Annotated in this window: 19 protein-coding genes and 3 tRNA genes; 6 read left to right on the top strand and 16 right to left on the bottom strand. The window is 66.3% G+C overall.

Annotation, left to right across the window (positions count from 1 at the left end):
* Nucleotides 1–26 precede the first annotated feature (26 nt).
* Complete coding sequence (locus ACSJJU_RS11385; RefSeq protein ID WP_435915592.1) at nt 27–191, top strand: hypothetical protein; 165 nt, start codon at nt 27–29, stop codon at nt 189–191.
* Nucleotides 192–258: 67 nt separating this feature from the next.
* On the opposite strand, the gene ACSJJU_RS11380 is transcribed toward ACSJJU_RS11385, so the two are convergent.
* From ACSJJU_RS11380 to ACSJJU_RS11335, 10 genes are all read right to left on the bottom strand, one after another.
* A complete protein-coding gene (locus tag ACSJJU_RS11380; RefSeq protein WP_435915591.1) occupies nt 259–1,158 on the bottom strand; it encodes an ATP-grasp domain-containing protein in 900 nt (299 codons plus the stop codon).
* A 367-nt stretch (nt 1,159–1,525) separates the two neighbouring features.
* Nucleotides 1,526–5,683 (bottom strand): DNA-directed RNA polymerase subunit beta', encoded by a 4,158-nt coding sequence (gene rpoC / locus ACSJJU_RS11375; protein ID WP_435915590.1) that lies wholly within the window; start codon nt 5,681–5,683, stop codon nt 1,526–1,528.
* 121 nt (nt 5,684–5,804) lie between these two features.
* Nucleotides 5,805–9,899: a DNA-directed RNA polymerase subunit beta gene (gene rpoB, locus ACSJJU_RS11370; protein ID WP_435915588.1), complete on the bottom strand. Its 4,095-nt coding sequence runs from the start codon at nt 9,897–9,899 to the stop codon at nt 5,805–5,807.
* Between the two features lie 199 nt (nt 9,900–10,098).
* Entirely contained in the window at nt 10,099–10,476 is a 378-nt protein-coding gene (rplL, locus tag ACSJJU_RS11365) for a 50S ribosomal protein L7/L12 (protein WP_259278625.1), read from the bottom strand.
* Between the two features lie 51 nt (nt 10,477–10,527).
* A complete protein-coding gene (gene rplJ / locus ACSJJU_RS11360) occupies nt 10,528–11,043 on the bottom strand; it encodes a 50S ribosomal protein L10 (RefSeq protein WP_435915587.1) in 516 nt (171 codons plus the stop codon).
* 359 nt (nt 11,044–11,402) lie between these two features.
* A complete protein-coding gene (gene rplA, locus ACSJJU_RS11355; protein WP_435915585.1) occupies nt 11,403–12,104 on the bottom strand; it encodes a 50S ribosomal protein L1 in 702 nt (233 codons plus the stop codon).
* A 4-nt stretch (nt 12,105–12,108) separates the two neighbouring features.
* Complete coding sequence (gene rplK / locus ACSJJU_RS11350) at nt 12,109–12,543, bottom strand: 50S ribosomal protein L11 (RefSeq protein WP_435915584.1); 435 nt, start codon at nt 12,541–12,543, stop codon at nt 12,109–12,111.
* Nucleotides 12,544–12,748: 205 nt separating this feature from the next.
* Entirely contained in the window at nt 12,749–13,285 is a 537-nt protein-coding gene (gene nusG, locus ACSJJU_RS11345) for a transcription termination/antitermination protein NusG (RefSeq protein ID WP_435915582.1), read from the bottom strand.
* Between the two features lie 51 nt (nt 13,286–13,336).
* Entirely contained in the window at nt 13,337–13,534 is a 198-nt protein-coding gene (gene secE / locus ACSJJU_RS11340) for a preprotein translocase subunit SecE (protein ID WP_435915580.1), read from the bottom strand.
* Between the two features lie 158 nt (nt 13,535–13,692).
* Nucleotides 13,693–13,768, bottom strand: a tRNA-Trp gene (locus tag ACSJJU_RS11335).
* A 247-nt stretch (nt 13,769–14,015) separates the two neighbouring features.
* On the opposite strand from ACSJJU_RS11335, the gene ACSJJU_RS11330 reads away from it, so the two are divergent.
* The 3 genes from ACSJJU_RS11330 (at nt 14,016) to ACSJJU_RS11320 (ending at nt 18,732) form a co-directional block, all read left to right on the top strand.
* Nucleotides 14,016–15,191 carry an efflux RND transporter periplasmic adaptor subunit gene (locus ACSJJU_RS11330; protein WP_435915578.1) on the top strand — a complete coding sequence of 392 codons (1,176 nt, stop codon included), beginning with the start codon at nt 14,016–14,018 and terminating at the stop codon, nt 15,189–15,191.
* A gap of 115 nt (nt 15,192–15,306) precedes the next feature.
* Nucleotides 15,307–18,444, top strand: a complete 3,138-nt coding sequence (locus ACSJJU_RS11325) for an efflux RND transporter permease subunit (RefSeq protein WP_435915577.1) — start codon at nt 15,307–15,309, stop codon at nt 18,442–18,444.
* Nucleotides 18,445–18,658: 214 nt separating this feature from the next.
* Nucleotides 18,659–18,732, top strand: a tRNA-Gly gene (locus ACSJJU_RS11320).
* Nucleotides 18,733–18,800: 68 nt separating this feature from the next.
* On the opposite strand, the gene ACSJJU_RS11315 is transcribed toward ACSJJU_RS11320, so the two are convergent.
* From ACSJJU_RS11315 to ACSJJU_RS11305, 3 genes are all read right to left on the bottom strand, one after another.
* Nucleotides 18,801–19,037, bottom strand: coding sequence for a hypothetical protein (locus tag ACSJJU_RS11315; protein WP_435915576.1), 237 nt, complete (start codon nt 19,035–19,037; stop codon nt 18,801–18,803).
* 235 nt (nt 19,038–19,272) lie between these two features.
* Nucleotides 19,273–19,728 (bottom strand): WGxxGxxG family protein, encoded by a 456-nt coding sequence (locus tag ACSJJU_RS11310; RefSeq protein ID WP_435915575.1) that lies wholly within the window; start codon nt 19,726–19,728, stop codon nt 19,273–19,275.
* A gap of 254 nt (nt 19,729–19,982) precedes the next feature.
* Nucleotides 19,983–20,069, bottom strand: a tRNA-Tyr gene (locus tag ACSJJU_RS11305).
* An 88-nt stretch (nt 20,070–20,157) separates the two neighbouring features.
* On the opposite strand from ACSJJU_RS11305, the gene rlmB reads away from it, so the two are divergent.
* Nucleotides 20,158–20,952, top strand: a complete 795-nt coding sequence (gene rlmB, locus ACSJJU_RS11300) for a 23S rRNA (guanosine(2251)-2'-O)-methyltransferase RlmB (protein WP_435915574.1) — start codon at nt 20,158–20,160, stop codon at nt 20,950–20,952.
* 1,414 nt (nt 20,953–22,366) lie between these two features.
* Here the strand turns inward: rlmB and ACSJJU_RS11295 are convergent.
* From ACSJJU_RS11295 to ubiA, 3 genes are all read right to left on the bottom strand, one after another.
* Nucleotides 22,367–23,218 carry a 3'(2'),5'-bisphosphate nucleotidase CysQ gene (locus ACSJJU_RS11295; protein ID WP_435915573.1) on the bottom strand — a complete coding sequence of 284 codons (852 nt, stop codon included), beginning with the start codon at nt 23,216–23,218 and terminating at the stop codon, nt 22,367–22,369.
* A gap of 27 nt (nt 23,219–23,245) precedes the next feature.
* On the bottom strand, nt 23,246–24,592 hold the full coding sequence (locus ACSJJU_RS11290) for a TldD/PmbA family protein (protein ID WP_435915572.1): 1,347 nt from the start codon (nt 24,590–24,592) through the stop codon (nt 23,246–23,248).
* Between the two features lie 135 nt (nt 24,593–24,727).
* The gene (gene ubiA / locus ACSJJU_RS11285) at nt 24,728–25,666 is read right to left on the bottom strand and encodes a 4-hydroxybenzoate octaprenyltransferase (protein WP_435915571.1); all 939 of its coding nucleotides are present in this window, start codon (nt 25,664–25,666) and stop codon (nt 24,728–24,730) included.
* A gap of 107 nt (nt 25,667–25,773) precedes the next feature.
* Between ubiA and ACSJJU_RS11280 the strand changes: the two genes are divergently transcribed.
* Nucleotides 25,774–26,505 carry a 16S rRNA (uracil(1498)-N(3))-methyltransferase gene (locus ACSJJU_RS11280; protein ID WP_435915570.1) on the top strand — a complete coding sequence of 244 codons (732 nt, stop codon included), beginning with the start codon at nt 25,774–25,776 and terminating at the stop codon, nt 26,503–26,505.
* The last annotated feature ends 46 nt before the right edge of the window (nt 26,506–26,551 follow it).

The following is a 26,551-nucleotide window of genomic DNA, read 5'->3' as shown; positions in this document are numbered from 1 at the left end:
TTTGCCGCCCTGCTACACTTTGGCGCATGACAGCGATCCACAAGCACATGCTTCTGCTCGGCACGGCCCTGCTGGCGGCCTCCGTTCTGGCGCTATTCAGCTTCTCCTCGCGCATGGCGGAGGATGCCTGCCTCGATCGGGGCGGTGCATGGCGCAGCGGCGCCTGCGTGTACGGCGACCAGGCGCGCTAGGGCAGAATTGGCGGGAGCCAGCCGCGCGGGGCCCGTGCCCCGCCGGGGCGGCTAGCCTGTTTCGAAGCTAGACGGTCTCGATGAACGTCGCATAGCCCTCGGCGAAGGCGCGCACGAACTCCGGCGCGTCGTCGATGAACAGGTAGGGCTCGATCAGCTCCAGCTCCATCAGCAACAGGGACCCGTCCTCGGCCCGCACCATGTCCACCCGGGCATGGAACACATCCTCCGGCACCGAGTCCAGCACGGCCCGGGCGTCCGCCAGATCCTCCATGGACGGCAGATAGGGCTCGGCCACGCCGCCGAAGCTCACCTGGATGCGGTAGTCGCCCTCCTTGGGCGTCTTGATCACCGCATGGCTGAACTGGCCGCCCAGAAAGATGAAGCTGTACTCGCCCTCGCTCTGGATGGCGGGCAGGAACGGCTGGATCATGGCCTCGTGCGGCGGCAGCGCCTCGGCGTCCGGCCAGGGCTCGCCCCGGCGCAGCAGAACCTGCCGCCATGCCCCCGCGCCCACCACCGGCTTGATGACAATGCGGTCCGCGCCGAATTCGGCAAAGGCCGCCTCGGCCGCCTCCGGCGTCGCCCGCGCCGCCCAGTGGGTCGGCACCAGCTGCGCGCCGCGCCCGGCCAGATCCCTGAGATAGGTTTTCCGCATGTTCCAGCGGATCACGTCCACACTGTTGATGAGGCGGGTCTCGGCGGAAATCGCCTCCAGCCGCGCCAGAAACGCCTCGGGCCGCTCTGCATAGTCCCAGGTGATGGCGGTGATCGCCGCCTCGTAGCGCGACCAGTCAATCCCCTCGCCATCCCACTGCACGACCTCCAGATCCCGCCCGACCTGCGCCAGCGCCTGGCGCATCAGCGCCACCTGCGCGTCCCCCTCGTGGGCATCCTTCCGCCGATCCGGCACATCCGGCAGCATGTCACGGGACGCAAGAACAGCAACAACGGGACGAACAGACACAGGGGCACCTTTTGCACAAGAGTGGGTGGGCCTTGGTTTAGCGGGTCTTTTCGGATTTTGCAGGAGGGACTTGGTCCCTCCTGCTCCTCCCTTTCATTTTTTTCGGCGGCGTCTCCGGCGCGCACCGGGAACACGTCCGGAAGGGTTGATCGGGCCGCGCCCTGCATCCGCCCCCTGCCCTCCGGAGATCCGGCCGTTGCACGAACCTGCACCGGAACCACGGCCGTTTGGAACGAAAGGGGGATCGAAAGGGGGTCCAAGACCCCCTTTCATCTTCCATACCGCAAGCACTGCCTGCCAAAGCAGAAGAGCCGCCGGAGTTACCTCCGACGGCTCTGATCTCAATCCTTCCGTATGGACGCCGGTCTTACGACGCGGCTTCTTCCGGGGCCGGGAGCTGCTTGGCGGCCTGGGCGGCCCGCAGCGCCGCGTCGCGCGCATTGGCGGCCACGCGGATGCGGTTGACGCCGGCGCCGGTGCCCGCCGGGATGAGGCGGCCGACGATGACGTTTTCCTTGAGGCCGGTCAGGCGGTCCACCTTGCCCTGCACCGAGGCTTCGGTGAGGACGCGGGTGGTCTCCTGGAACGACGCCGCCGAGATGAACGACCGGGTCTGCAGCGAGGCCTTGGTGATGCCGAGCAACACCGGCTTGCCCTCGGCAGGCTCGCGGCCTTCCTTGATGAGCTTGGCGTTGATCTCGTCCATTTCCTCGCGGTCGATCTGCTCGCCCGGCAGCAGGGTGGAGTCGCCCGACTTGGTGATTTCCACCTTCTGCAGCATCTGGCGAACAATCACCTCGATGTGCTTGTCGTTAATCTTCACACCCTGGAGGCGGTAGACTTCCTGGATCTCGTTGACCAGGTAGTTGGCCAGCGCCTCCACGCCCAGCACGTCGAGAATGTCGTGCGGATCGGGGTTGCCGTCGATCAGGTACTCACCCTTCTGGATGAAGTCGCCTTCCTGCACCGAGATGTGCTTGCCCTTCGGGATCAGGTACTCGACCGGATCCGAACCATCTTCCGGACGGATGATGATGCGGCGCTTGGTCTTGTAGTCCTTGCCGAATTCGACGCGGCCGGTGGCCTGGGCGATGATCCCGTGGTCCTTCGGCTTGCGGGCCTCGAACAGCTCGGCAACGCGCGGCAGACCGCCGGTGATGTCGCGGGTCTTGGCGGCTTCCAGCGGGATACGGGCGATCACGTCACCCGCGGCCACACGGTCGCCGTCGTTGACCGACAGAATCGCGTCCACCGCCAGGAAGTAGCGGGCGGCTTCGGTGGTGCCGTCGGACTCGTCCAGCAGGGTGATGCGCGGACGCAGGTCGCCGCTCTTGGGCTGCGACTTCCAGTCCACCACCACCTTGCTGGTGATGCCGGTGGCTTCGTCGGTGTTCTCGGAGAGCGACACGCCCTCGATGAGATCCTGATACTTCACCACACCCGCCTTTTCGGTGATGATCGGGCGGGTATAGGGGTCCCATTCCACCAGACGCTCGCCCTTCGTCACCTGGTCGCCCTCCCGCTTCAGCAGGCGGGCGCCGTAGGCGATGCGGTGCGAGGCGCGCTCGCGGCCCTCGGCGTCGATGATGACCAGCTCCATGTTGCGGGCCATGGCGATGAGGCGGCCACGGCTGTCTTCCACGGTGTGGGCGTTGCGCAGCTCGATGCGGCCGTCGACAGACGCCTCGATGGACGACTGCTCGGACACCTGCGCGGCGCCGCCGATGTGGAACGTCCGCATGGTCAGCTGCGTACCCGGCTCACCGATGGACTGGGCGGCGATGACGCCGACCGCCTCACCGATGTTGACCGGCGTACCGCGCGCCAGGTCGCGGCCGTAGCACTTGCCGCAGACGCCCTGCTCGGTATCGCAGGTGAGCACCGAGCGGATCTTGAGCGACTGCACGCCCGCCTTGGCGATGCGATCGACTTCCGGCTCGTTGAGCAGCGTGCCGGCGGTGACGATGACCTCGCCGGTCTTCGGGTCGAGCACATCGATGGCCGCGGTACGGCCCAGAATGCGCTCGGCGAGGCTGACGATCACCTGGCCGCCCTCGACGATGGCGGTCATCTCGAGGCCGCGTTCGGTGCCGCAATCCTCCTCGATGATGACGCAGTCCTGCGACACGTCCACCAGACGGCGGGTGAGGTAACCCGAGTTCGCCGTCTTGAGCGCCGTGTCGGCCAGACCCTTGCGGGCGCCGTGGGTGGAGTTGAAGTACTCCAGCACGGTCAGGCCTTCCTTGAAGTTCGAGATGATCGGCGTCTCGATGATCTCGCCCGACGGCTTGGCCATGAGGCCGCGCATACCGGCGAGCTGCTTCATCTGGGCCTGCGAACCACGGGCGCCCGAGTGGGCCATCATGTAGATGGAGTTGATCGGCAGCTCGCGGCCCGTCTCCGGGTCGACCGGGGTCGAGGAGATGCGCTTCATCATCGCGTCGGCGACCTTGTCGCCGCACTGGGCCCAGGCGTCGACCACCTTGTTGTACTTCTCGCCCTGGGTGATGAGACCGTCCTGGTACTGCTGCTCGTATTCCTTCACGAGCGCGCGGGTCTCATCCACCAGCTTGGCCTTCTCCTCGGGGATGACCATGTCATCCATGCCGAAGGAGATGCCGGCCATGCAGGCGTGGCGGAAGCCCAGCGCCATGATGGCGTCTGCGAACAGCACCGTCTCCTTCTGGCCGCAGTGGCGGTACACGGTGTCGATGACGTCGCCCAGCTCCTTCTTGGTGAGGAGACGGTTGACGATCTCGAACGGCACCTTGTGCGACTTCGGCAGGGTCTCGCTGATGAGCATGCGGCCCGGCGTGGTCTCCACGCGCTTCAGGTACGTGTTGCCGTTCTCGTCCGTCTGCGGGACGCGGGTGATGATCTTGGAGTGCAGCGTCACCGCCTTGGAGTGCAGCGCGTGGTGCACTTCCTGCATGTCCGCCAGCATCATGCCCTCGCCCGGCTCGCCCTTGCGCTCCATGGAGAGGTAGTAGATGCCCAGCACCATGTCCTGCGACGGCACGATGATCGGCTTGCCGTTCGCCGGGGACAGGATGTTGTTGGTCGACATCATCAGCACGCGGGCTTCCAGCTGGGCTTCCAGCGAAAGCGGCACGTGCACGGCCATCTGGTCACCGTCGAAGTCCGCGTTGAACGCGGCGCAGACCAGCGGGTGCAGCTGGATCGCCTTGCCCTCGATCAGCACCGGCTCGAACGCCTGGATGCCGAGGCGGTGCAGCGTCGGCGCGCGGTTGAGCATCACGGGGTGTTCGCGGATCACCTCGTCGAGGATGTCCCACACCTCCTTGCGCTCTTTCTCCACCCACTTCTTGGCCTGCTTCAGGGTCATGGACAGACCCTTGGCGTCAAGGCGCGAGTAGATGAACGGCTTGAACAGCTCCAGCGCCATCTTCTTCGGCAGGCCGCACTGGTGCAGCTTGAGCTCCGGACCGGTCACGATCACGGAACGGCCCGAGTAGTCCACGCGCTTGCCGAGCAGGTTCTGGCGGAAGCGGCCCTGCTTGCCCTTCAGCATGTCGCTGAGGGACTTGAGCGGACGCTTGTTGGCGCCGGTGATGGTGCGGCCGCGGCGGCCGTTGTCGAACAGCGCGTCCACCGCTTCCTGGAGCATGCGCTTTTCGTTGCGGACGATGATGTCCGGCGCGCGCAGCTCGATCAGCCGCTTCAGACGGTTGTTACGGTTGATGACGCGGCGATAGAGGTCATTGAGGTCCGAAGTCGCGAAGCGGCCACCGTCCAGCGGCACCAGCGGGCGCAGCTCGGGCGGAATGACCGGGATCACGGTCAGGATCATCCACTCCGGCCGGTTGCCGGACTCGATGAAGCTGTCGATGACGTTCAGCCGCTTGATGATCTTCTTCGGCTTCAGCTCGGACTTGGTCTGCTCCAGCTCCTCGCGCAGACGGGTGCGCTCGGCCTCCAGGTCCAGGCTCATGAGCAGCTCGCGAATGGCCTCGGCGCCGATGCCGGCGGTGAAGGCGTCCTCGCCATACTCCTCCTGCGCCTCGAAGACCTGGTCCTCGGTGAGCAGCTGATACTTCTTGAGCGGGGTCAGGCCCGGCTCGATCACCACGAAGTTCTCGAAGTACAGGACCCGCTCCAGGTCCTTCAGCGGCATGTCGAGCAGCAGGCCGATGCGGCTCGGCAGCGACTTCAGGAACCAGATGTGCGCCACCGGCGCGGCCAGCTCGATGTGGCCCATGCGCTCGCGGCGCACCTTCGAGACGGTGACCTCGACGCCGCACTTCTCGCAGGTGATGCCCTTGTACTTCATGCGCTTGTACTTGCCGCACAAGCACTCGTAGTCCTTGATCGGACCGAAGATGCGGGCGCAGAACAGGCCGTCGCGCTCCGGCTTGAAGGTCCGGTAGTTGATGGTCTCCGGCTTCTTGATTTCACCGAACGACCAGCTCTTGATCCGCTCCGGCGAGGCGATGGAGATCTTGATCCTGTCGAAGGTCTCCGGCTTCTGGGCCGGATTGAAGAAATTCACCAGTTCCTGGTTCATGCGTAGGTCCTCTGAACCGAAGGCTCGATGCTAAGCTGTCCGTGGCGAGAGCCGCCGCACCACGGACGGCCGCCCATCGCCTGCCCCGCTTTCGGGGTGCGACGGGCGGCTCCGCCGTCTCCTATTCCTCGTCGGCCGACTGCAGCTCGACGTTGAGGCCAAGCGAACGCATTTCCTTGACCAGCACGTTGAAGGACTCGGGGATACCGGCCTCGAACGTGTCGTCGCCCTTCACGATCGCCTCGTACACCTTGGTGCGGCCGACCACGTCGTCCGACTTCACCGTCAGCATCTCCTGGAGGGTGTAGGCGGCACCGTATGCCTGGAGCGCCCAGACCTCCATTTCACCGAAGCGCTGGCCGCCGAACTGGGCCTTGCCGCCCAGCGGCTGCTGGGTGACCAGGCTGTACGGGCCGATCGAGCGGGCGTGGATCTTGTCGTCGACCAGGTGGTGGAGCTTCAGCATGTAGATGTAGCCCACGGTCACCTTGCGGTCGAAGCGCTCGCCGGTACGGCCGTCGTAGAGATCGACCTGACCCGACGGATCGAGACCCGCCATCTCCAGCATCTGCGCCACATCCTTGGGCGTTGCGCCGTCGAACACCGGGGTCGCCATCGGCACGCCCGAGGTGAGGTTGGAGGCCAGCTCCACCACCTCTTCGTCCGACATGTTGGCCACGGTGTCGTACTGCCAGCCGTAGATCGCTTTCAGGCGCTCCCGAATGGCCGCCGTGTCGTTGCGGCCGTTCTGGTGGAAGTGCTCCAGCATCTGCCGGATCTGCTGGCCCAGGCCGCGCGCGGCCCAGCCCAGGTGCGTCTCGAAGATCTGACCGACGTTCATGCGGCTGGGCACGCCCAGCGGGTTCAGAACGATGTCCACGTGCGTTCCGTCCTCGAGGAACGGCATGTCCTCGATCGGAAGAATGCGCGAGATGACACCCTTGTTCCCGTGACGGCCGGCCATCTTGTCGCCCGGCTGGAGCTTGCGCTTCACCGCGACGAAGACCTTGACCATCTTGAGCACGCCCGGCGGCAGCTCGTCGCCGCGCTGGAGCTTCTCGACCTTCTCCTCGAACCGCTTCTCCAGGCTCTTGCGGGCCTGTTCCCACTGGTCCTTCAGAGCCTCGATGTGGGTCTGGCGCTCGTCATTGGCAATGGCGAACTTCCACCACTCGTGACGCGGCGTCTCGGCCAGCACCTGCTCGGTGATCTCCGCCCCCTTCTTGAAGCCCTTCGGGCCGGAGGTGGCGGTCTCGCCCACCAGGATATCCTTCAGACGCGCGTAGGTGGAACGGTCCAGAATGGCGCGCTCGTCCTCGCGGTCCTTGGTCAGGCGCTCGATTTCCTCGCGCTCGATGGCCATGGCGCGCTCGTCCTTCTCGACGCCATGTCGGTTGAACACGCGGACCTCGACCACCGTGCCGGAGACGCCCGGCGGCAGACGCAGCGAGGTGTCGCGCACGTCGGAGGCCTTCTCGCCGAAGATGGCGCGGAGCAGCTTCTCCTCCGGCGTCATCGGGCTCTCGCCCTTCGGCGTGATCTTGCCGACCAGGATGTCGCCCGGGTGCACCTCGGCGCCGATGTAGACGATGCCGGCCTCGTCGAGGTTGCGCAGCGCCTCCTCACCGACGTTCGGGATGTCGCGGGTGATGTCCTCCGGGCCCAGCTTGGTGTCGCGGGCCATCACCTCGAACTCCTCGATGTGGATCGAGGTGAAGATGTCTTCCTTCACGATCCGCTCGGAGATGAGGATGGAGTCCTCGTAGTTGTAGCCGTTCCACGGCATGAACGCGACCAGCACGTTCCGGCCCAGCGCCAGCTCGCCCAGCTCGGTGGACGGACCGTCGGCGATGATGTCGCCCTTGGCCACCACGTCGCCCACCTTCACCAGCGGACGCTGGTTGATGCAGGTGTTCTGGTTGGAGCGCTGGAACTTCAGCAGGGTGTAGATGTCCACCGCCGACTTGCCCGGCTCCACGTCCTCGGTGGCGCGGATGACAATGCGGGTGGCGTCCACCTGGTCGATGATGCCGCCGCGGCGGGCCGCGATGGCCGCACCGGAGTCGCGGGCAACCGTCGCTTCCATGCCGGTGCCGACGAACGGCGCCTCGGCGCGCACCAGCGGCACGGCCTGACGCTGCATGTTCGAGCCCATGAGCGCGCGGTTGGCGTCGTCGTTCTCCAGGAACGGAATGAGCGACGCGGCCACCGACACCAGCTGCTTCGGGCTGACGTCCATGAGGGTGATCTGGTCGCGCGGCGCCAGCAGGAATTCACCGGCCTGACGCGCCGAGACCAGCTCTTCGGTCAGCATGCCGTTCTCGTCGGTGAGCGAGTTGGCCTGGGCGATGGTGTGCTTCTGCTCCTCCATCGCCGACAGGTACACCACCTCGTCGGTGACGCGGCCATCGACCACCTTGCGGTACGGCGTCTCGATGAAGCCGTACTTGTTGACGCGGCTGTAGGTGGCCAGCGAGTTGATCAGACCGATGTTCGGGCCTTCCGGCGTTTCGATCGGGCAGATACGGCCGTAGTGGGTCGGGTGAACGTCGCGCACCTCGAAGCCGGCGCGCTCGCGGGTCAGACCGCCCGGGCCAAGGGCCGACACGCGGCGCTTGTGCGTCACTTCCGACAGCGGGTTGGTCTGGTCCATGAACTGGGACAGCTGCGACGAGCCGAAGAACTCGCGCACCGCCGCCACGGCCGGCTTGGCGTTGATGAGGTCATTCGGCATGACCGTGTCGATATCGACCGAGGACATGCGCTCCTTGACCGCGCGCTCCATGCGCAGCAGGCCGACGCGGTACTGGTTCTCCAGCAGCTCGCCCACCGAGCGGACGCGGCGGTTGCCCAGGTTGTCGATGTCGTCGATCTCGCCCTTGCCGTCCTTCAGGTCGATCAGGGTCTTGATGACGGCGAGGATGTCCTCCTTGCGGAGCACGGTCACATCGTCCGGGCACTCCAGGTCCAGACGCATGTTCATCTTCACGCGGCCCACGGCCGAGAGGTCGTAGCGCTCGGGGTCGAAGAACAGGCCGTGGAACAGGCCCTCGGCGGTCTCGCGGGTCGGCGGCTCGCCAGGGCGCATGACGCGGTAGATTTCGGCCAGCGCGTGGTCGCGGTCCTCGACCTTGTCGGCCATCAGGGTGTTGCGCAGCCACGGACCCACGTTCACGTGGTCGATGTCGAGCACGTCGAGGCGGTCGAAGCCGGCGGCGTCCAGCTTCTCCAGGTTGGCCTGGGTCACCTCGTCACCGGCCTCGATGTAGATCTCGCCGGTCGACTCGTTGATCATGTCGTAGGCGGCGTAACGGCCGTAGATCTCCTCGGTCGGGATCAGCAGCTCGGTCAGGCCGTCCTGGGCCGCCTTGCGGGCAGCGCGCGGGGTGATCTTCTGGTTGGCCGGGAACACCACCTCGCCGGTGGAGGCGTTGATCACGTCGAAGGCCGGCTTCAGGCCGCGCCACTGCTCGGGCACGAACGGCACGGTCCAGCCGTCGGCGGAGCGCTTCCAGGTCACGCGGCCGTAGAATTCGTTCAGGATCTCCTCGGAGTTGAGGCCGAGGGCATAGAGCAGCGTGGTGACCGGCAGCTTGCGCTTGCGGTCGATACGAACGTTGACGATGTCCTTCGCGTCGAACTCGAAGTCGAGCCACGAACCGCGGTACGGGATCACGCGGGCGGCGAACAGGTACTTGCCCGAGGAGTGGGTCTTGCCCTTGTCGTGGTCGAAGAACACGCCCGGCGAGCGGTGCATCTGGGAGACGATGACGCGCTCGGTGCCGTTGATGATGAAGGTGCCGTTCTCGGTCATGAGCGGCATGTCGCCCATGTACACGTCCTGCTCCTTGATATCGAGCACGGAGCGGGCACCGGTGTCCTGATCCACTTCGAAAACGATCAGACGCAGGGTCACGCGCATCGGCGCGGCATAGGTCATGCCCCGCTGACGGCACTCGTCAACGTCGTACTTCGGGTCCTCAAGCTCGTAACGGACGAAGTCCAGCTCGGCGGTACCGGCGAAATCGCGGATCGGAAAGACCGACCGCAGCGTTTTCTCCAGACCGGACACATAGCCAGGCTGCGAGCGGAGAAACTGCTCGTAGCTTTCGCGCTGCACCTCGATAAGATTCGGCATTTCCACGACCTCGCGGATGCGACCGAAGGTCTTGCGAATGCGCTTGCGTCCCGTGAACGACGTCGCCTGGGTGGCCATGGGTGTGTTCGTCCTCGTTCGTTCAGATCAACTGCCGCTTGCGCGGCGACAGCGCCGGCGTCGCACCGGCTGGGCCCCATTTACGCATAGTACAATTTACCAACTGCCGAAAACGCCTTCGGGGTGCGTCGCTCCGGGCCTGGAGCGGCGCACCCCTTGGACGCAGTGGCCGGAGCGGAAACACCCCGGCCGAAGCGGCTTACTTCAGCTCGACGGTCGCGCCGGCTTCTTCGAGCTGCTTCTTGATCTTCTCGGCTTCGTCCTTCGCCACGCCTTCCTTCACGGCCTTCGGCGCGCCCTCGACGAGAGCCTTCGCTTCGGTCAGGCCCAGGCCGGTGATGGCGCGGACTTCCTTGATCACGTTGATCTTCTTGCCGTTGTCGGACACGAGCACCACGTCGAACTCGGTCTTCTCTTCAGCGGCCGGAGCAGCAGCGCCGCCAGCAGCCGGAGCAGCAACGGCGACGGCCGCAGCAGCCGAAACGCCCCACTTCTCTTCCAGCATCTTGGCCAGCTCGGCCGCTTCCAGGACCGTCAGGGCAGACAGATCATCAACCAGTTTCGCAAGATCAGCCATTTTCGTTCTCCAATAGGGCGCATCCTGGCGCCCAAATCAATTGTCTTAGGGTTAAGCGGCTTCTTTCTCGGCATAAGCCGAGACGACGCGAGCCACCTTGGTTGCCGGAGCGCTGACGACGCGCGCGATCTTGGTCGCCGGGGCATTGATGAGACCCACGAGCGTACCGCGCAGTTCGTCGAGCGACGGCAGGGAGGCCAGCGCCTTCACGCCATTGACGTCGAGGACAGTCGACCCCATCGCGCCGCCGACGATCTCGATCTTGTCGGTGGTCTTCGCGAATTCCACGATCACCTTGGCGGCAGCCACGGGATCCTGGGAGGTCGAAATCGCCGTCGGGCCGGTCAGCAGCGGGCTGATCGACGCATACGGCGTGCCTTCGGCGGCAATGCGAGCGAGCCGGTTCTTCGCCACTTTGAAGCTGGCGCCCGCAGCCTGCATCTTTCTCCGGAGATCGTTCACCTGGGCGACGGTCAGACCCAGATTCCGGGTGACCACGACCACTGACGTCTCAGAGAAGGTAGCATTGAGCGAGGAGACCAACTCCTTTTTCTGGACTCTGTCCATGCTCTTCTCCTTAAAGGCCGGTCGGCTGCGCCTTCCGGCCGGTTGAGCCGAGGTCCGGCAAACCGGACCCCTTAGCCCGTCCGTGGGGTCATCCCGACACCCGCGCCAGTCAGCCCAGTGGCTTCCCTTGCGGTTGGCCCCGCGATCGCACCGCGAGTGCCATAAAGTCTTGTTTCCCCGTCTGTGCAGGCTTGGCGTTTAAGCGGTTCGGTCATCCCGAGGGGACCAGCCCCCTCAAAACAACGCCCCCGCGCCTGCAGTCTCGGACGGCTGGCGGACATCCCTGTTGCCAGGATCTGCCCGCCGGTTCCCCTGCCCGGCTTTGCGGACCGGGCAGGGAATGGGTGGAACGTCAGGCGTTAGATCGCGCCGTTGACGTTGGCAATATCGACCTTCACGCCCGGGCCCATGGTGGAGCTCAGGGCGATCTTGGTGAGGTACTTGCCCTTGGCGCCCGACGGCTTCGCCTTGATGATGGCGTCGACGAAGGCGTCGAAGTTGGCGCGCAGGTCCTCGGCGCTGAACGAAGCCTTGCCGAGACGGGCGTGGATGATACCGGCCTTCTCGACGCGGAACTCCACCTGACCGCCCTTGGCCGCCTTCACGGCTTCGGCCACGTTCGGGGTCACGGTGCCCAGCTTCGGGTTCGGCATCAGGCCCTTCGGACCCAGGATCTTGGCGACGCGGCCGATCAGGCCCATCATGTCCGGGGTGGCGATGCAGCGGTCGAAGTTGATCTCGCCCTTGGAGACGGCGTCGATCAGATCCTCGGCGCCCACCACGTCGGCACCAGCGGCCTTGGCTTCCTCAGCCTTGGCTTCCTTGGCGAACACGGCGACGCGAACGGTCTTGCCGGTGCCCTTCGGCAGGGTGGTGACGCCGCGGACCATCTGGTCGGCGTGACGCGGATCGACGTTCAGGTTGATCGCGATCTCGATCGTCTCGTCGAACTTGGCGACGGCGTTCTGCTTCACCAGGCTGATGGCTTCATCGACGGTGTACAGCTTCTGACGATCCACCGTCGGAACCAGCTTCTGCATGCGCTTGGTCAGCTTTGCCATGGTCTCAGCCCTCCACGACCTGAAGGCCCATGGAACGGGCCGTACCTTCGATCGACCGCATGGCGGCCTCGATATCGGTGGTGTTCAGATCCGGCAGCTTGATCTCGGCGACCTTGCGCACGTCCTCACGGGTCACCTTGCCCACGAAGGCGCCCTTGCCCGGCGTGGACGAGCCCTTCTGGATCTTGGCGGCCTTGGCGAGCAGGTAATCGGCCGGCGGAGTCTTCATGATGAAGGAGAAGGAGCGGTCGCCGTACACGGTGATGATCACCGGAATCGGGGTGCCCTTTTCCATTTCCTGCGTCTTGGCGTTGAACGCCTTGCAGAATTCCATGATGTTCACACCGCGCTGACCCAGAGCCGGACCGATCGGCGGGCTCGGGTTGGCGGAACCAGCCGGCACTTGCAGCTTGATATAGCCGGTAATTTTCTTGGCCATTGCTCCAACCTTCTCTTGCATCCGGCGGAAGACCCCGCCGGTGGCTGCGGTTGCCGTGGTGCGCGGCAGATGGCACTGCCTCCCACGCTGCCCTTCCGGTCAACCGCGCCCGGAGAGAGCCCTGCCCGAGAAGCCGCGCATGACCCTGGGGCCAACGCGGCGCGCCGGAGGCGGGGCAGGCCGGCTCCGGCGGAAACCTGTGTTCTTACTTGACGCGCTCGACCTGGTCAAAGTCCAGCTCGACCGGCGTGGCGCGACCGAAGATCGACACCGACACCTTCACGCGGGCGCGGTCGTAATCGATCTCCTCCACCAGACCGTTGAAGCTGGCGAACGGACCGTCCAGCACGCGAACCGAATCGCCGATCTCGAACTCGGCGCGGGCCTTGGCCTTGGGAGCCGCCGCCTCGGTCTGCATGTTCAGGATGCGGGCCGCCTCGGCCTCGGTGATCGCCTGGGGCTTGCCCTTGGGACCGAGGAAACCGGTCACCTTCGGCGTGTTCCGCACCAGGTGATAGACCTCGTCGTTCATCTCCATCTTGGCGAGCACGTAGCCCGGGAAGGAGGTGCGATCGGTCACAACCTTCTTGTTGCGGCGAACCTCGGTCACCTTCTCGGTCGGCACCTCGACCTGCGGGATGAAGGCAGCCAGACCCAGGCGCTCCGCCTCGGCCTTGATCTGATCCCGAACCTTGTTCTCGAAGCCCGAGTAGGCGTGAATGATGTACCAGCGCGCTGTCATTTCGGCCCTTGGTCTGCTTTGCCTTGAGGTCGTCCCGAACCGATCCCGGCCTTATTGGCCAAGGTTCAGCAGAAATTGCACGATGGAGGCAAGAACCCAATCGACGCCCAGGAAGAAGACGGAAAGAATGCCCGTCAGGATGAAGACCATGATCGTGGTGATCATCGTCTCCTTCCGCGTCGGCCACGTGACCTTGCGCGTTTCCTGGCGAACCTGCCGAACGAACTCGACAGGGCTGGTCTTCGCCATCGTTCTTCTCTCCGTTCGCTTGCGCCCGAATCAGTGTTGCATGATACGGACAAAACAAAACAGTCCAACAGCTCACCATCCGGTGGCGGTCAGACCGTTCTCAGCTTCCACCTCCCCGATGCGTCATACCCAAGCGTGTTTCGGTTCCGCCGAAGCGGTGGCAGGAGTGGAGGGACTCGAACCCCCGGCCCTCGGTTTTGGAGACCGATGCTCTACCAACTGAGCTACACTCCTATCCCCACAGGCTTGGCCTACGGCGCATCAGAGTGCGGTGCTATAGAATCGCTGCGCGGCAAGGGCAAGTGAAATCTCGCGCCTCCTTCGTTGCGGGCATGACACGCTTTCCGGCGCTCTTGTCCCCCGGGTGGCCGTTTTGGTTGCTTAACCTTGAACCCGCCGTGATATTTGGTTATCTCCGCGACATTCCGCGCTGCAGCAAGTCTGCCTTTGTCCGCTCTTTGTCCCTGTAATCTGGTGTCCCATGCGACTTCGCAAATCCATGATCGGGCTTGTTGCCCTTGCCGTCCTCTTTGGCCTCCTGGGTCTCTACAACTATGTGATCCTGCCGAAGATGCTGAAGGAATACCTGCTCGGCGCAGAGGCACCGCCGGTGGTGGTGGCCGCCGAGGAGGCCCGTCTGGAGCGGCGCAGCGACTCCCTGCGGGCCATCGGCTCGATCCAGGCCGTCAACGGTGTGGACATCGCCGCCGAGGTGGATGGCGTGGTGCGGGAGATTCTGTTCCAGTCCGGGCAGATGGTGAAGAAGGGCCAGGTTCTGGTCCGCATGGACACCGAAACGGAAGCGGCAGACGTGGCCCTCTACGAGGCAACGCTCGCCAACGCCCAAAAGGACCTGGAGCGCACCCGGAAGCTGGCGGAGACCCAGACCGCCTCCCGCGCCGCGCTGGACCGGGCCGTCGCCGCCCATGACGAGGCGCGCGCCCAGCTCGCCCGCGCCCGGGCCAGCCTCGAGAAGAAGCTGATCCGCGCGCCGTTCTCGGGCCGCATCGGCATCCGCCAGATCAACCTGGGGCAGTACCTCAGCCGCGGCACGACGGTCGTCACCCTGCAGGCGGTCGATCCCATCTACGCCACCTTCCCGGTGCCGGAGCAGACCATCGGGCGCATCCGCCTCGGCCAGAGCGTCTTCGTGTCGGTCGACGCCGCGCCGGACCGGCGCTTCGAGGGCAAGATCACCTCGATCGACGCCAAGGTGGACGAGGGAACCCGCAACATCTCCGTGCAGGCCACCCTGCCCAACCCGGACGGCGTGCTGACGCCCGGTGCCTTCGCCAACGTGACCATCCAGGGCTCGGAGGAGTCCGAGGTGGTGACGGTGCCGGCGACGGCGGTCGCCTATTCGCTCTACGGCAACACCGTCTACGTGCTGAAGCCCGCCCCGGCGCCGAAGGCCTCCGGCGAGGCCCAGGCCGCCCCGGCGAACGGGGCCGAGGCGGACCGCCCGCTCTACGTGGCGGAGCGGCGCACCGTCAAAACCGGGGAGACCATCAATGGCCGGGCGGCTATTCTGGAGGGCGTCAAGGCGGGCGAACTGGTGGCAACGGCCGGTCAGCTCAAGCTGAGCGACGGGGCCAAGGCGATGATCAACAACGCCATCAGCCTCGACCCGGCCGCAAGCCCCCTGCCGCGGAACTGAGCCGGTCCGCCGGCTCACCCCCCGCGGGATCGTCACAGGCGGCGCAGCCCCCCATGCGCCGGCCACACTGCTTTAAGGAGCGCTGCCTCCGGCGCTCATGTCATTGGAGGTTGGTGTGAAGTTCACCGACATTTTTATCCGACGGCCCGTCCTGTCGATGGTCGTCAGCCTCCTGATCCTTCTGCTCGGCGCGCAGGCGCTGGCGAACCTCACCGTGCGCCAGTTCCCGTTCCTCGAGAACTCGCAGATCACCATCCGCACCACCTACCCGGGCGCGAGCCCCGAGGTGGTGCAGAGCTTCATCACGACCAAGATCCAGCAGGCTGTCTCGGGCACGGAAGGCGTGGACACCATCTCGTCCACCAGCGGTCAGGGCTACAGCGAGGTGCTGCTCCAGCTGCACCTCGATGCGGACGCCGACCGCGCGGTGGCGGACGCCATCTCCAAGGTGAACAAGATCCGCTCCGAGCTGCCGCGCGAGGCCTTCGACCCGGTCGTCACCCGCGAGACCAGCGAGGGCAACGCCTCGATGTACGTCTCGTTCTACAGCGAGACGCTCACCTCGTCGCAGGTGACGGACTATCTGGTGCGCGTGGTGCAGCCCGCCCTTCAGACCATCGACGGCGTCGCCAGCGCCGAGATTCTGGGCGCGCAGACCTTCGCCATGCGCGTCTGGCTGAAGCCGGACCGCATGGCGGCGCTGGGCGTCACCGCAACCGACGTGAGCGCGGCGCTTCAGGCCAACAACTTCACCGCCGCGCCCGGCGAGCTGAAGGACATGTTCGTGAAGGCGACGGTGGACGCCAAGACCGACCTGTCCAGCGTCGAGGAGTTCAACAACCTCACCGTCGCCAGCCGGGGCGGCACCCTCGTGCGCCTCGCCGACGTGGCGGATCTGGAGCTTGGCCCCGAATCCTATGACATGTCGTCCTACGCGGCGGGCCAGAAGGCGGTCTACATCGGCGTCTCCACCGCGCCGGCGGCCAACGTGCTCACCGTCATTCCCAAGGTCCGCGAGAAGCTGGAGGCGCTCAAGAAGGACCTGCCGCAGGGCCTCAGCGTCTCCATCGACTATGACGCCACCGAGTACATCGCCGAATCGATCAACGAGGTGGTCAAGACGGTGCTGGAGGCCTCCCTCATCGTCATTGCCGTCGTGTTCCTGTTCCTCGGCAACGTGCGCTCGACCCTCATTCCGGTCGTCACCATTCCGCTGTCGCTCATCGGCGTGCTGTTCCTGCTCCAGGTGCTGGGCTACTCCATCAACCTGCTGACACTGCTGGCGCTGGTGCTGGCCATCGGCCTTGTGGTGGACGACGCCATCGTGGTGGTGGAGAACGTCACCCGCCACATCGAGGAGGGCCGCACGCCCCTGGACGCCGCCATCATCGGCGCCCGGGAAATCGCCCTGCCGGTCATCGGCATGACCATCACCCTGGCGGCGGTCTACGCGCCCATCGGCTTCGTCTCGGGGCTTACGGGCATCCTGTTCCAGGAGTTCGCCTTCACCCTCGCGGCGGCGGTCGTCATCTCCGGCATCGTGGCGCTCACCCTGTCGCCGATGATGGCCTCGCGCATCCTCAAGCCCCACGAGCAGAACCGGTTCGCCGCCTGGCTCGACCGGCACTTCGTGGCGCTCGACAACTGGTACGCCGCACGGCTCGGCCAGGCGCTGGCCGCCCGCCGGACCATGCTGACGCTGGGCGCGCTGGTGCTGGCGGGATGCGTCATGTTCTATGACGCCACCCGCAAGGAGCTGGCGCCGGAGGAGGATCAGGGCTTCCTGTTCATGCAGTGGCGCGCGCCGGAGTCGGCGACGCTCGACTACATGGACGCCTATGTCGACACCTTCCACGACATGTTCAAGACCTTCCCCGAGTACCAGACGTCGTTCCTCATCAACGGCATCGGCGGCTCGCAGGGCATGGGCGGCTTCCTCATGAAGCCGTGGGATCAGCGTGAGCGCAGCCCGCGCGAGATCCAGCCGCTGTTGCAGGCGAAGCTGGACGAATACGCGGGTCTCAAGTCCTCCGTGTTCAACCTCCCCGCCCTGCCGACGCCCGGCAACGGCATGCCGGTGGAGTTCGTCATCCAGACCCTCGGCGACCACAAGACGCTGGAGCCGGTCGTCGCCCAGCTGAAGGAGGAGGCGGACAAGAGCGGCATGTTCATCTTCACCGACGTGTCGCTGTCCTTCGACAAGCCGCAGGCGGACGTGCACATCGACCGGGAGAAGGCCACCCAGATGGGCGTGAGCATGGCCGACATCGGCGCCACGCTCGCAACGCTCCTGGGCGGCAACTACATCAACCTGTTCGATCTGGAAGGCCGCAGCTACCGGGTGATCCCGCAGGTGCCGCGCAGCTACCGCCTGAACGACGAGCTGCTGGGCAACTACTATGTGCGCTCCGCCAGCGGCAACCTCGTGCCGCTGTCCACCTTCGTGTCGGTCACCTATTCGGTGCAGCCCAACTCGCTGACCGCGTTCCAGCAGCAGAACAGCGCGACGCTCTCGGGCGTGCCCTTCCCCGGCCGCACCTCCGGCGAGGCGCTGGCGTTCCTCGAGGAGGCCGCCGAGCGCATCCTGCCCGAGGGCTTCAGCTACGACTACAAGGGCCAGAGCCGCCAGCTGAAGCAGGAAGGCTCGACCCTCGCCGAGACCTTCGTCTTCGCCCTCATCATCATCTTCCTGGTGCTGGCGGCGCAGTACGAAAGCTTCCGCGATCCGCTCATCATTCTGGTGTCGGTGCCGATGTCGCTGTGCGGTGCGCTGTTCGTGTTCAACGTGGGCAGCAACTGGCCCACCCAGCCGCCGGGCTTCACCATCAACATCTACACCCAGATCGGCCTCCTGACCCTGGCGGGCCTCATCTCGAAGCACGGCATTCTCATGGTGTCGTTCGCCAACGAGCTTCAGGCGCGCGAGAACCTGGGCAAGGCGGAGGCCATCATCAAGGCGGCCACCATCCGCCTGCGGCCGATCCTGATGACCACCGCCGCCATGGTGGCGGGCGTGCTGCCGCTGCTGATGGCCTCGGGCGCGGGCGCGGTCAGCCGCTTCTCGCTGGGTCTCGTCATCGCCAGCGGCATGACCATCGGCACGCTGTTCACCCTGTTCATCGTGCCCGTGGTCTACAGCTTCCTGGCGGGCGACCACCGGCCCAAACATGCGGGCGAGGCGCCCTCCGGCGATCGCAGCCATGCGTCGCCGGCGCACCATCCGCAACCGGCGGAGATCCCGGCGGCGGAATAAGCCCCGGACCGACACTGCCACGTCACGGAAACGCCCTCCCGCCCCCGGCCGGAGGGCGTTTTCGCAGGGGGCTTCGCATGGGGCGCAGGGCCGCGAAACACCCGCCCGCGCCCGCGCGCTGCGCCCCTCCTCGAAGAGGTTGGCGCTGCGCGCCGCGGCGTCGTTTTCCGCTTGACCGGGAAACCCCTCAGAACCTAAGCATCTGTCTGCTCGAGCGGGCGTAGCTCAATGGTAGAGCCCCAGCCTTCCAAGCTGGTTGTGCGGGTTCGATTCCCGTCGCCCGCTCCAGACTTTCCCCACATGTTTTGCTGATCTTGCCGCTGCCGGGACTTCGGCGCGACAGGCCTTGCCAAGCCTTACCAGGCGCTGCGGCCGCGTCCCCCGTAGCCGTAGTACCGGTCGCTCCGGCGCGGCCAGGGGCGGCAGGGCATGCGCCCCTTGGGGGGCAAGCCGGACGGCTCCGGCGCGTCCATCTCCGCGTCCGCCTCTGCCGCGCCGTCCGTCTCGCAGTCCGTCAGTTGCGCCCCGCCTTCCGCCCCCTCTGCCGGGAGCGCGTCTTCCTGCGGGAGGGGCACCCCGCCCACGTCGCCCACGGACGCAGCCTCGGCGCACGCCGGGACGGGCCGTCCGGTCCCTTCGGCTGACGGTGCGGCGCTTGTCGGGTCTGACGTGTCGCTGTTCATGTGCCGTAAAACGCACGAGCGCGCGATTCGAGCCGCCTCCCCCCAATCGGGGAGGCAGGCCGCGCCGCCGGGGGTGCGGCCGCGGCCTTGTGCCCGTGTTCCTGCCCAGGCGTCGCCCGGCAGGGAGCGCCCTCAAGGGAAGCGATCAATGAGTCGGGGTGGGCCGGCCCATGTCGCTGCGGATATGCTCCTCGTGCCGTCCGCGCAGGCCCAGCAAGCCCGCCAGACCGATGAGGCCGAGCCACCCCAGATCCATGCCGCCATCGTCATCGGCGGCCGTCGGCGTCGCGGTCTGTGCCGGCGTGTCGACCGTCGTGCTGGAGGTGGTCGTGGTGGTGCCGGTCGTGCCGTAGGCGTCGGTGGAGTCGGTCGTGCCGTAGGCATTGGTCGTGCCCACCGCGTCGGTTGCGCCCGCTGCCGGTTCCGTGGCCGTGCCCGCGCCCGGTGCGACAGCGGCCGGAGCATCGGTGGTGGTGGTGGTGCCGGTTGCGCCTGTTCCTGTCGCCGGAGGCACGGTGGTGTCTTGTGCCAATGCGCCGCCGGCCATGCCTGCCACAACAACCGCGGCGAAGGCGGTCATGCCGTATTGCTTGAACACCATTTTGTCTCTCCCAGTCCGAAGGGGGAAACCCGGCCTGCTTGCCTTGGCATAACGGGGGCAGGTTCGGGCGATCTGGGGGAGCAAACGCGCCTCCATGTCCGCCGTTCCCATTTCGTTCCCTGTGCGTCACGGCACCGGGACACGGACGGCGGATTCAATCAGGAGACAGGAACCGTCAGGAGATTTTGGACCCGAGAACCACGGTTGCGGAGCAGGGGATCATGCCGGAGAGCGACGGTGCCGGAGAGCGACGGTGGTGGAGGGGGTTGGATTCGAACCAACGTAGACGTGAAGTCGGCAGATTTACAGTCTGCTGCCATTGACCGCTCGGCCACCCCTCCAACTCAACGATCGTGCCGTGGTTGGCGTGGGCGGCTAAATGGTCGATTTGGGCTTTCATGTCAACGGCTGAGACGCCAAATAATGCATATGCGACAACAAAAAAAATTCTCCCCCGAGCGGGGCGGCCGAAATGGCCGTCCATCGTCCCCCAACCGGGCTCCGAACCGGCCTGATCTGGTGCGGCTTTACGGCCGGCATCCGGTAACGGCGGCGCTTGCCAACCCCGAGAGGCGGCTGGTGCGCCTCTACGCCACCCGCGAGGCGCTGGCCGAGGTGGAAACACCCGCCAAACTCGACGTGCGCGTGATGGACTCGCAGGAGCTGAAGCGACTCGTCCCGGAAGGCGCGCCGACTCAAGGTCTGGTGCTGGAGACCCATCCTCTGGAAGGCCCGGCCCTGTTCGACATTCTCCAGAACATCGCCCCGGAGGACCGGCGCCCGATTCTGGTGCTCGACCAGGTGACCGATCCCCACAACATCGGCGCGATTCTCCGCTCGGCGGCCGCGTTCGACGCCTGCGCCGTCGTCACGCAGGACCGCCACGCCCCGCCCGAGACCGGCGCACTCGCCAAGTCCGCCTCCGGCTGTCTGGAACTGGTGCCGTGGGTACGGGTGGTGAACCTTGCCCGCGCCCTCGATGAGATTGCGGAGGCCGGCTTCTGGCGCATCGGCATGGATGGCCGGGCCGAACGCTCCCTCAGCGACGTGCTGGGCACCTGCCGTCCCTGCCTCGTGCTGGGCGCGGAAGGCGCAGGGCTGCGCCCCAATGTGGTGGAGCATTGCGACGAGCTGGCCAAACTCCCCATCTCGGGCCGGGTGGAAAGCCTCAACGTCTCCAACGCCGCCGCCATCGCCCTCTACGCCGCTGCCGCGCGGGGGTAGGAGGTCATCAGCCCCCCTGGAAGGCGGAGCCGTCCTTTCGAACTGCCCCGCCTCCCTTGGTGGACACCCTCATTTCAGAGCTGCGTGGACGCTGCCCGGCGGAGCGGGCGGCTCTTGCGTTCCGCCCGAGCGGGAAGAGGCAAGGCCTTTGCGCCCGCTCTCCCCGCTTCGCCTGCGACCACCGGTTCTCCCTGACGGCCTTCCCTCCCGGGCCATGCCCGGAGAGCCATCGCCTCTCCGGGCCCGGCCCTATGGTCTTAGAAGGTCAGCCGGATCTTGATGGAGATCACGATCCGCCGTACCATCAGGGCCAGAAGGATGAGGGTTTGCATAGCCTCGCTCTCCTTCTGGAACGACGGGAGCAATCCCGCCAATCGCCGGAGTGGCCCGTCCGCTCCGGCGATTTCATTTTGCAGCTGCCGCGACGCGGCACGCAAGAAAAACCGTGTAAATTCAATTAATTAATACGAGGCGGATGATATGGAAGGCGGAGCTGTCCGTCGGGACCGCCCCGCCTCCCCGTGCCGTTACCCTCATTTCAGAGCCAGGTGGGTGCCGCCGGATTGAGCGGGCGGCACTTGCGTTCCGCCCGAGCGGGAAGAGGCAAGGCCTTTGCACCCGCTCTCCCCGCTTCGCCTGCGACCACCGGTTTCCCTGACGGCCTTCCCTCCCGGGCCATGCCCGGAGAGCCTTGGGCTCCCCGGGTCCGGCCCTATGGTCTTAGAAGGTCAACCGGATCTTGATGGAGATCACGATCCGACGTACCATCAGGGCCAGAAGGATGAGGGTTTGCATAGCCTCGCTCTCCTTCTGGAACGACGGGAGCAATCCCGCCAATCGCCGGAGTGGCCCGTCCGCTCCGGCGATTTCATTTTGCAGCTGCCACCATGGGGTTCGCAATAGAAACCGTGTAAAATCAATGAATTAATACGGGACAGATGATATGGAAGGCGGAGCCGCCCGTTGGGGCCGTCCCGCCTCCCCGTGCCGTTACCCTCATTTCAGAGCCAGGTGGGTGTCGTCGGATTGAGCGGGCGGCACTTGCGTTCCGCCCGAGCGGGAAGAGGCAAGGCCATTGCGCCCGCTCTCCCCGCTTCGCCTGCGACCACCGGTTTTTCCCTGACGGCCTTCCCCTCCCGGGCCATGCCCGGAGAGCCATCGACTCTCCGGGCCCGGCCCTATGGTCTTAGAAGGTCAACCGGATCTTGATGGAGATCATGATCCGACGTACCATCAGGGCCAGAAGGATGAAGGTTTCTGGCACCTTGGCTCTCCTTCTGGAACGACGGGAGAAATCCCGCCAATCGCCGGAGTGGTCCGTCCGCTCCGGCGATTTCATTTTGTGGCCGCCGCCATGCGGCACGCAACAAAAAGTCTGTAAATTCAATGAATTAGTCAGAAGAAACCTACCCCATCAGGGGATGGTCTTTTGCCCGGTGCGAACCTGCCAGCTGGCAACGCCCGCTGCGACGCGGGCCAGCACCTGCGGATAGAGTTCCGCGCTGGCGGCAATGACGGTGGGATAAACCGGGTTCGGCCGGTTGAAGCGCGGGTGGCCGCCGAGGTGATCGGTGCAGACGCCCCCGGCCTCCTGCAACACAAGCAGGGCCGCGGCCAGATCCCATTCGCACTTGGGCCGGAGCGCAACGGCGGCATCGGCCATGCCGGCCGCCACCATCCCCAGCCGCAGGGCGATGGAATTGGGCTTGTCCAGCTTCATGAGCGGCCAGGGCTCGGGCCAGAAGTCGGCGAGGAACAGCTCCCGGTCCGCCAGCATGCGGCAGCCTTCCAGCCGGTCGGAACCGGCCACGTGGATGGACAGGCCATTGAGGGTTGCCCCCTCGTCCTTGGCGGCGCTGAAGAACAGGTTCCGCAAGGGGGCGTAGAGGCAGCCGAGGATGGGCCGCCCATCCTCCACCAGCGCGATGGAGACTGCAAAGCCGTCCGCCCCGGCGACAAAGGCCTTGGTGCCGTCGATGGGGTCCACCACCCACACGCGGCGGCAACCGAGACGCGCCGGATCATCCACCGTCTCTTCCGACAGCCAGCCATACTGGGGGCGGTGCGAGCGCAGCCGGTCCTTGATGAGCGCATCGACCGCCAGGTCCGCCTCGCTCACCGGGTTGCCCGGCGACTTCTCCCACGCCTCGAGCGGCTCGTGGAAATAGCGCCGCGCCAGCTCGCCTGCCTCGCGCGCGACGGTCCGGATCAGCTGGAAGTCCTGGACCAGATCGGCGTCGCGCTGGAGGGGAGAGAGGCTTTCCACGGCATGAACTCGCAGCTAGGGGCTCGCTCAGTTCCCCGCCACCGTCATGCGGGGAATGAGTACTGTGGGCGCATCGATGCCGTAGCGCAATTCCAGATCATCGGCAGGCACGAGCGAGGCGAACATGTCCTTGAGGTTGCCGGCGATGGTGACCTCCGCCACCGGCCGGGTCAGCTCGCCGTTCTCGATGAGGAAGCCCGCCGCGCCCCGGCTGTAGTCGCCGGTGATGCCGTTGACGCCGCTGCCGATCAGCTCGACCACGTAGAAGCCGCGCTTGATGTCCCGCAGCAAGTCGGCGCGGGAGACCGTGCCCGGCATCAGCATGAGGTTGCCGACGCTGGTGCCCGGCGGGCCGGAGATTCCGCGCGAGCCATGGCCGGTGGGTTTCTCGCCCAGTTGCCGGGCCGAGGCCGAATCCATCAGCCAGGTGGTGAGCACGCCGTCCGAGACGATATCGAGCGTCCGCGTCGGCAGGCCCTCGCCGTCCATGGGGCGGGAGCGCAGGCCGCGCCGGCGCAGCGGCTCCTCGCGGATGGTGATCCCCGGCGCGAAGATCTGCTTGCCCCTGGCGTCCAGCAGGAAGCTGGACTTGCGGGCGATGGACGAGCCGGTGATCGCCCCGATCAGATGCCCGACCAGCCCCGAGGCAAGACGCGGATCAAACACCACCGGCATGACTTCGGAGGACAGCTTGATCGGGTTGAGGCGCCGGACGGTGCGCTCGGCGGCGCGGCGGCCAACCAGCGCGGCCGGCTCCAGGTCCGAGCGGTGCCGGGCGGAGGAGTAGTCGTAATCCCGCTCCATGCCGCCCTCGCCCGCCGCCACCATGGTGGCCGAGACGCTGTGGGAGGTGGTGCGGTAGCCGTGGGCAATGCCGTGGGACGTGGCGATGGCGATCACCACCTCGCCTGCGCTGGCCGACGCGCCCTCGCTGTTGGCGATCCCCGGCACGGCGCGCCCGGCCTCCTCCGCCGCCAGCGCCTCCATCTTGAGGCGGTCCGCATCCACCGGGGTGTCGTCGTAGAGGTCGAGATCGGGCAGCGCGCCCTTGAGCAGCATCTCCTCCGGCGCGAGGCCCGCGTAGGGGTCGGGCGGCGCGGCCTTCGCCATCGCAACGACCCGCTCCACCAGCGCATCGACCCCCTGGGACGAGAAGTCGGAGGTGGAAACGCTCGCCATCTGCTGGCCGACGAACACCCTGAGGCCGATCTCCGCCCCTTCCGAGCGCGAGACATCCTCCAGCTCGCCGAGGCGCACCTGGGCATGAACCGAGGCATCCTCCACGTAGATGGCATCGGCAGCGGTCGCGCCCGCCTTGCGGGCACGGTCGATCAGGGTGGTCAGGCGCTCAAGCGCGGCATCAATCGTCAACATGGCAGTCCGATTAGTGAATGATCGCAAACAGGGCCATAACAATTCTGAACGCCAGAACAGTTCCGGGCGGATATGGGAGCCGCCTCCCGCTCTGAACGCATGGCGGCGGCCCCCGCCTCCCTCACGCTGCGTCCCTCACATGGCAAAAAGGCACGCGCCCCAGACCAGCAGGCCGCAATCGCGGTTGGAGCGGAACAGGTGCAGGCACAGCGGCGTGTTCTCGGGCCGGAGCGTGCGCACCTGCCAGGCCATGTGAACGAACGCGGGGAGCAGCAGCCAGACCTTGCCCGAGCCCGCCGCGTACAGACAGGCCAGCAGCAGCACGGAGGTCAGCATATAGAACACCGAGACGCCCGCCCGCCCGTGGCTGCCCAGCCGCCGGGCGGAGGAGCGCACGCCGACCAGCGCGTCGTCCTCCATGTCCTGAAAGGCGTAGATGGTGTCGTAGCCCAGCGTCCAGAACACGCCGGCCGCGTACATCAGGAGGGCGGGCAGCGCGGGCCAGTCGCCGGTGACGGCGGACCAGCCGACCAGCGCGCCCCAGTTGAAGGTGAGGCCGAGCCACGCCTGCGGCCACCAGGTGATCCGCTTCATGAACGGATAGGCCGCCACCAGCGCGATGGAGCCCAGCGCCACAACCTGCGCGGCGGGCGTCAGCATGAGCAGCACGGCCAACCCGACAAGGCACTGCATGAACAGCCACACCCAGGCCTGCGCCAGGGTCACGTGCCCGCCCGGGAGCGGGCGGTTGCGGGTGCGCGCCACCCGGGCGTCGATGTCCCGGTCCACAATGTCGTTGAAGGTGCATCCCGCGCCGCGCATGGCGATGGCGCCCAGCGCGAACAGCAGCAGCAGCGTCAGGTCGGGGAACCCCTGCCCGGTGGAGGCGGAGGCCAGCGAGGCCGACCACCAGCACGGCAACAGCAGCAGCCAGGTGCCGATGGGCCGATCCAGCCGGGAGAGCCGCAGATAGGGCTGCCACCCTGACGGCATCCTTTCCACCCAGCTGCCCCGCACCGCGTCTGGCGTCACCGGCGGCTGATCGGGGGAGAATGAACCGGATGACTGGTGCATGGCGTAACCCTCGTGCTAACGAATGGTCCTTCCTTCAAACGCCCCTTCATTCGTGTCAAGCAGATCGGCCCCGCCCAACCACCACCACACTCCGACCGGTTTCCCGCATGTCCAAGCCTCTTGTCCGCCTCTACGTCTCCCAGCGCCTCGCCGACGGCGCGCCCGTCGTCCTGCCGCGCGAGGCCAGCCATTACCTCATCGAGGTGATGCGGATGCAGGCGGGTGACAGCGTCGCCCTGTTCGACGGCGCAACCGGCGAGTGGGAGGCGGTCATCGACGATCCCCACCGCAAGCAGGCGAAGCTCTCCGTCCGCCGGCAGCTGCGCCCGCTCGAGACCGTGCCGGACCTGTGGCTGCTGTTCGCCCCCATCAAGCGCGGGCGCATCGACTTCATCGTGGAGAAGGCGTGCGAGCTGGGCGTCGCGCAGGTGCAGCCGGTCATCACCCGGCGCACCATCGTTGACCGGGTGCCGCTGGACCGCCTGCACGCCAATATGGTGGAAGCGGCCGAGCAGTGCGGACGCACGGCGCTGCCCACGCTTGCCGAACCGGCGCCGCTGGAAAAGCTGTTGGCAAGCTGGCCTGCCGAGCGCACTCTGCTGTTCTGCGACGAGACCGGCGGCACGCCCATGCTGGAGGCGCTGAAGGATCGGCCGCGCGGCGCGCCCGCCGCCATCCTCATCGGCCCGGAAGGCGGGTTCACGGACGAGGAGCGGCAGATGATCCGGGCGATGCCTTCGGCCGTTCCCCTGTCGCTCGGGCCGCGCATTCTCCGGGCGGATACCGCCGCGGTCGCCGCCGTCAGCCTGTGGCAGGCGGCGCAGGGCGATTGGTCCTGATACGGAACAATCGGTTCCGGGATCGCGTCCTTTACCGCCGCGGCAG

This window comes from Pedomonas sp. V897, assembly GCF_051304405.1.
Classification (GTDB): domain Bacteria; phylum Pseudomonadota; class Alphaproteobacteria; order Sphingomonadales; family Sphingomonadaceae; genus Pedomonas.
The sequence above is the reverse complement of the archived record's forward strand: the minus strand, read 5'-3'. Positions and strand labels throughout refer to the sequence as shown.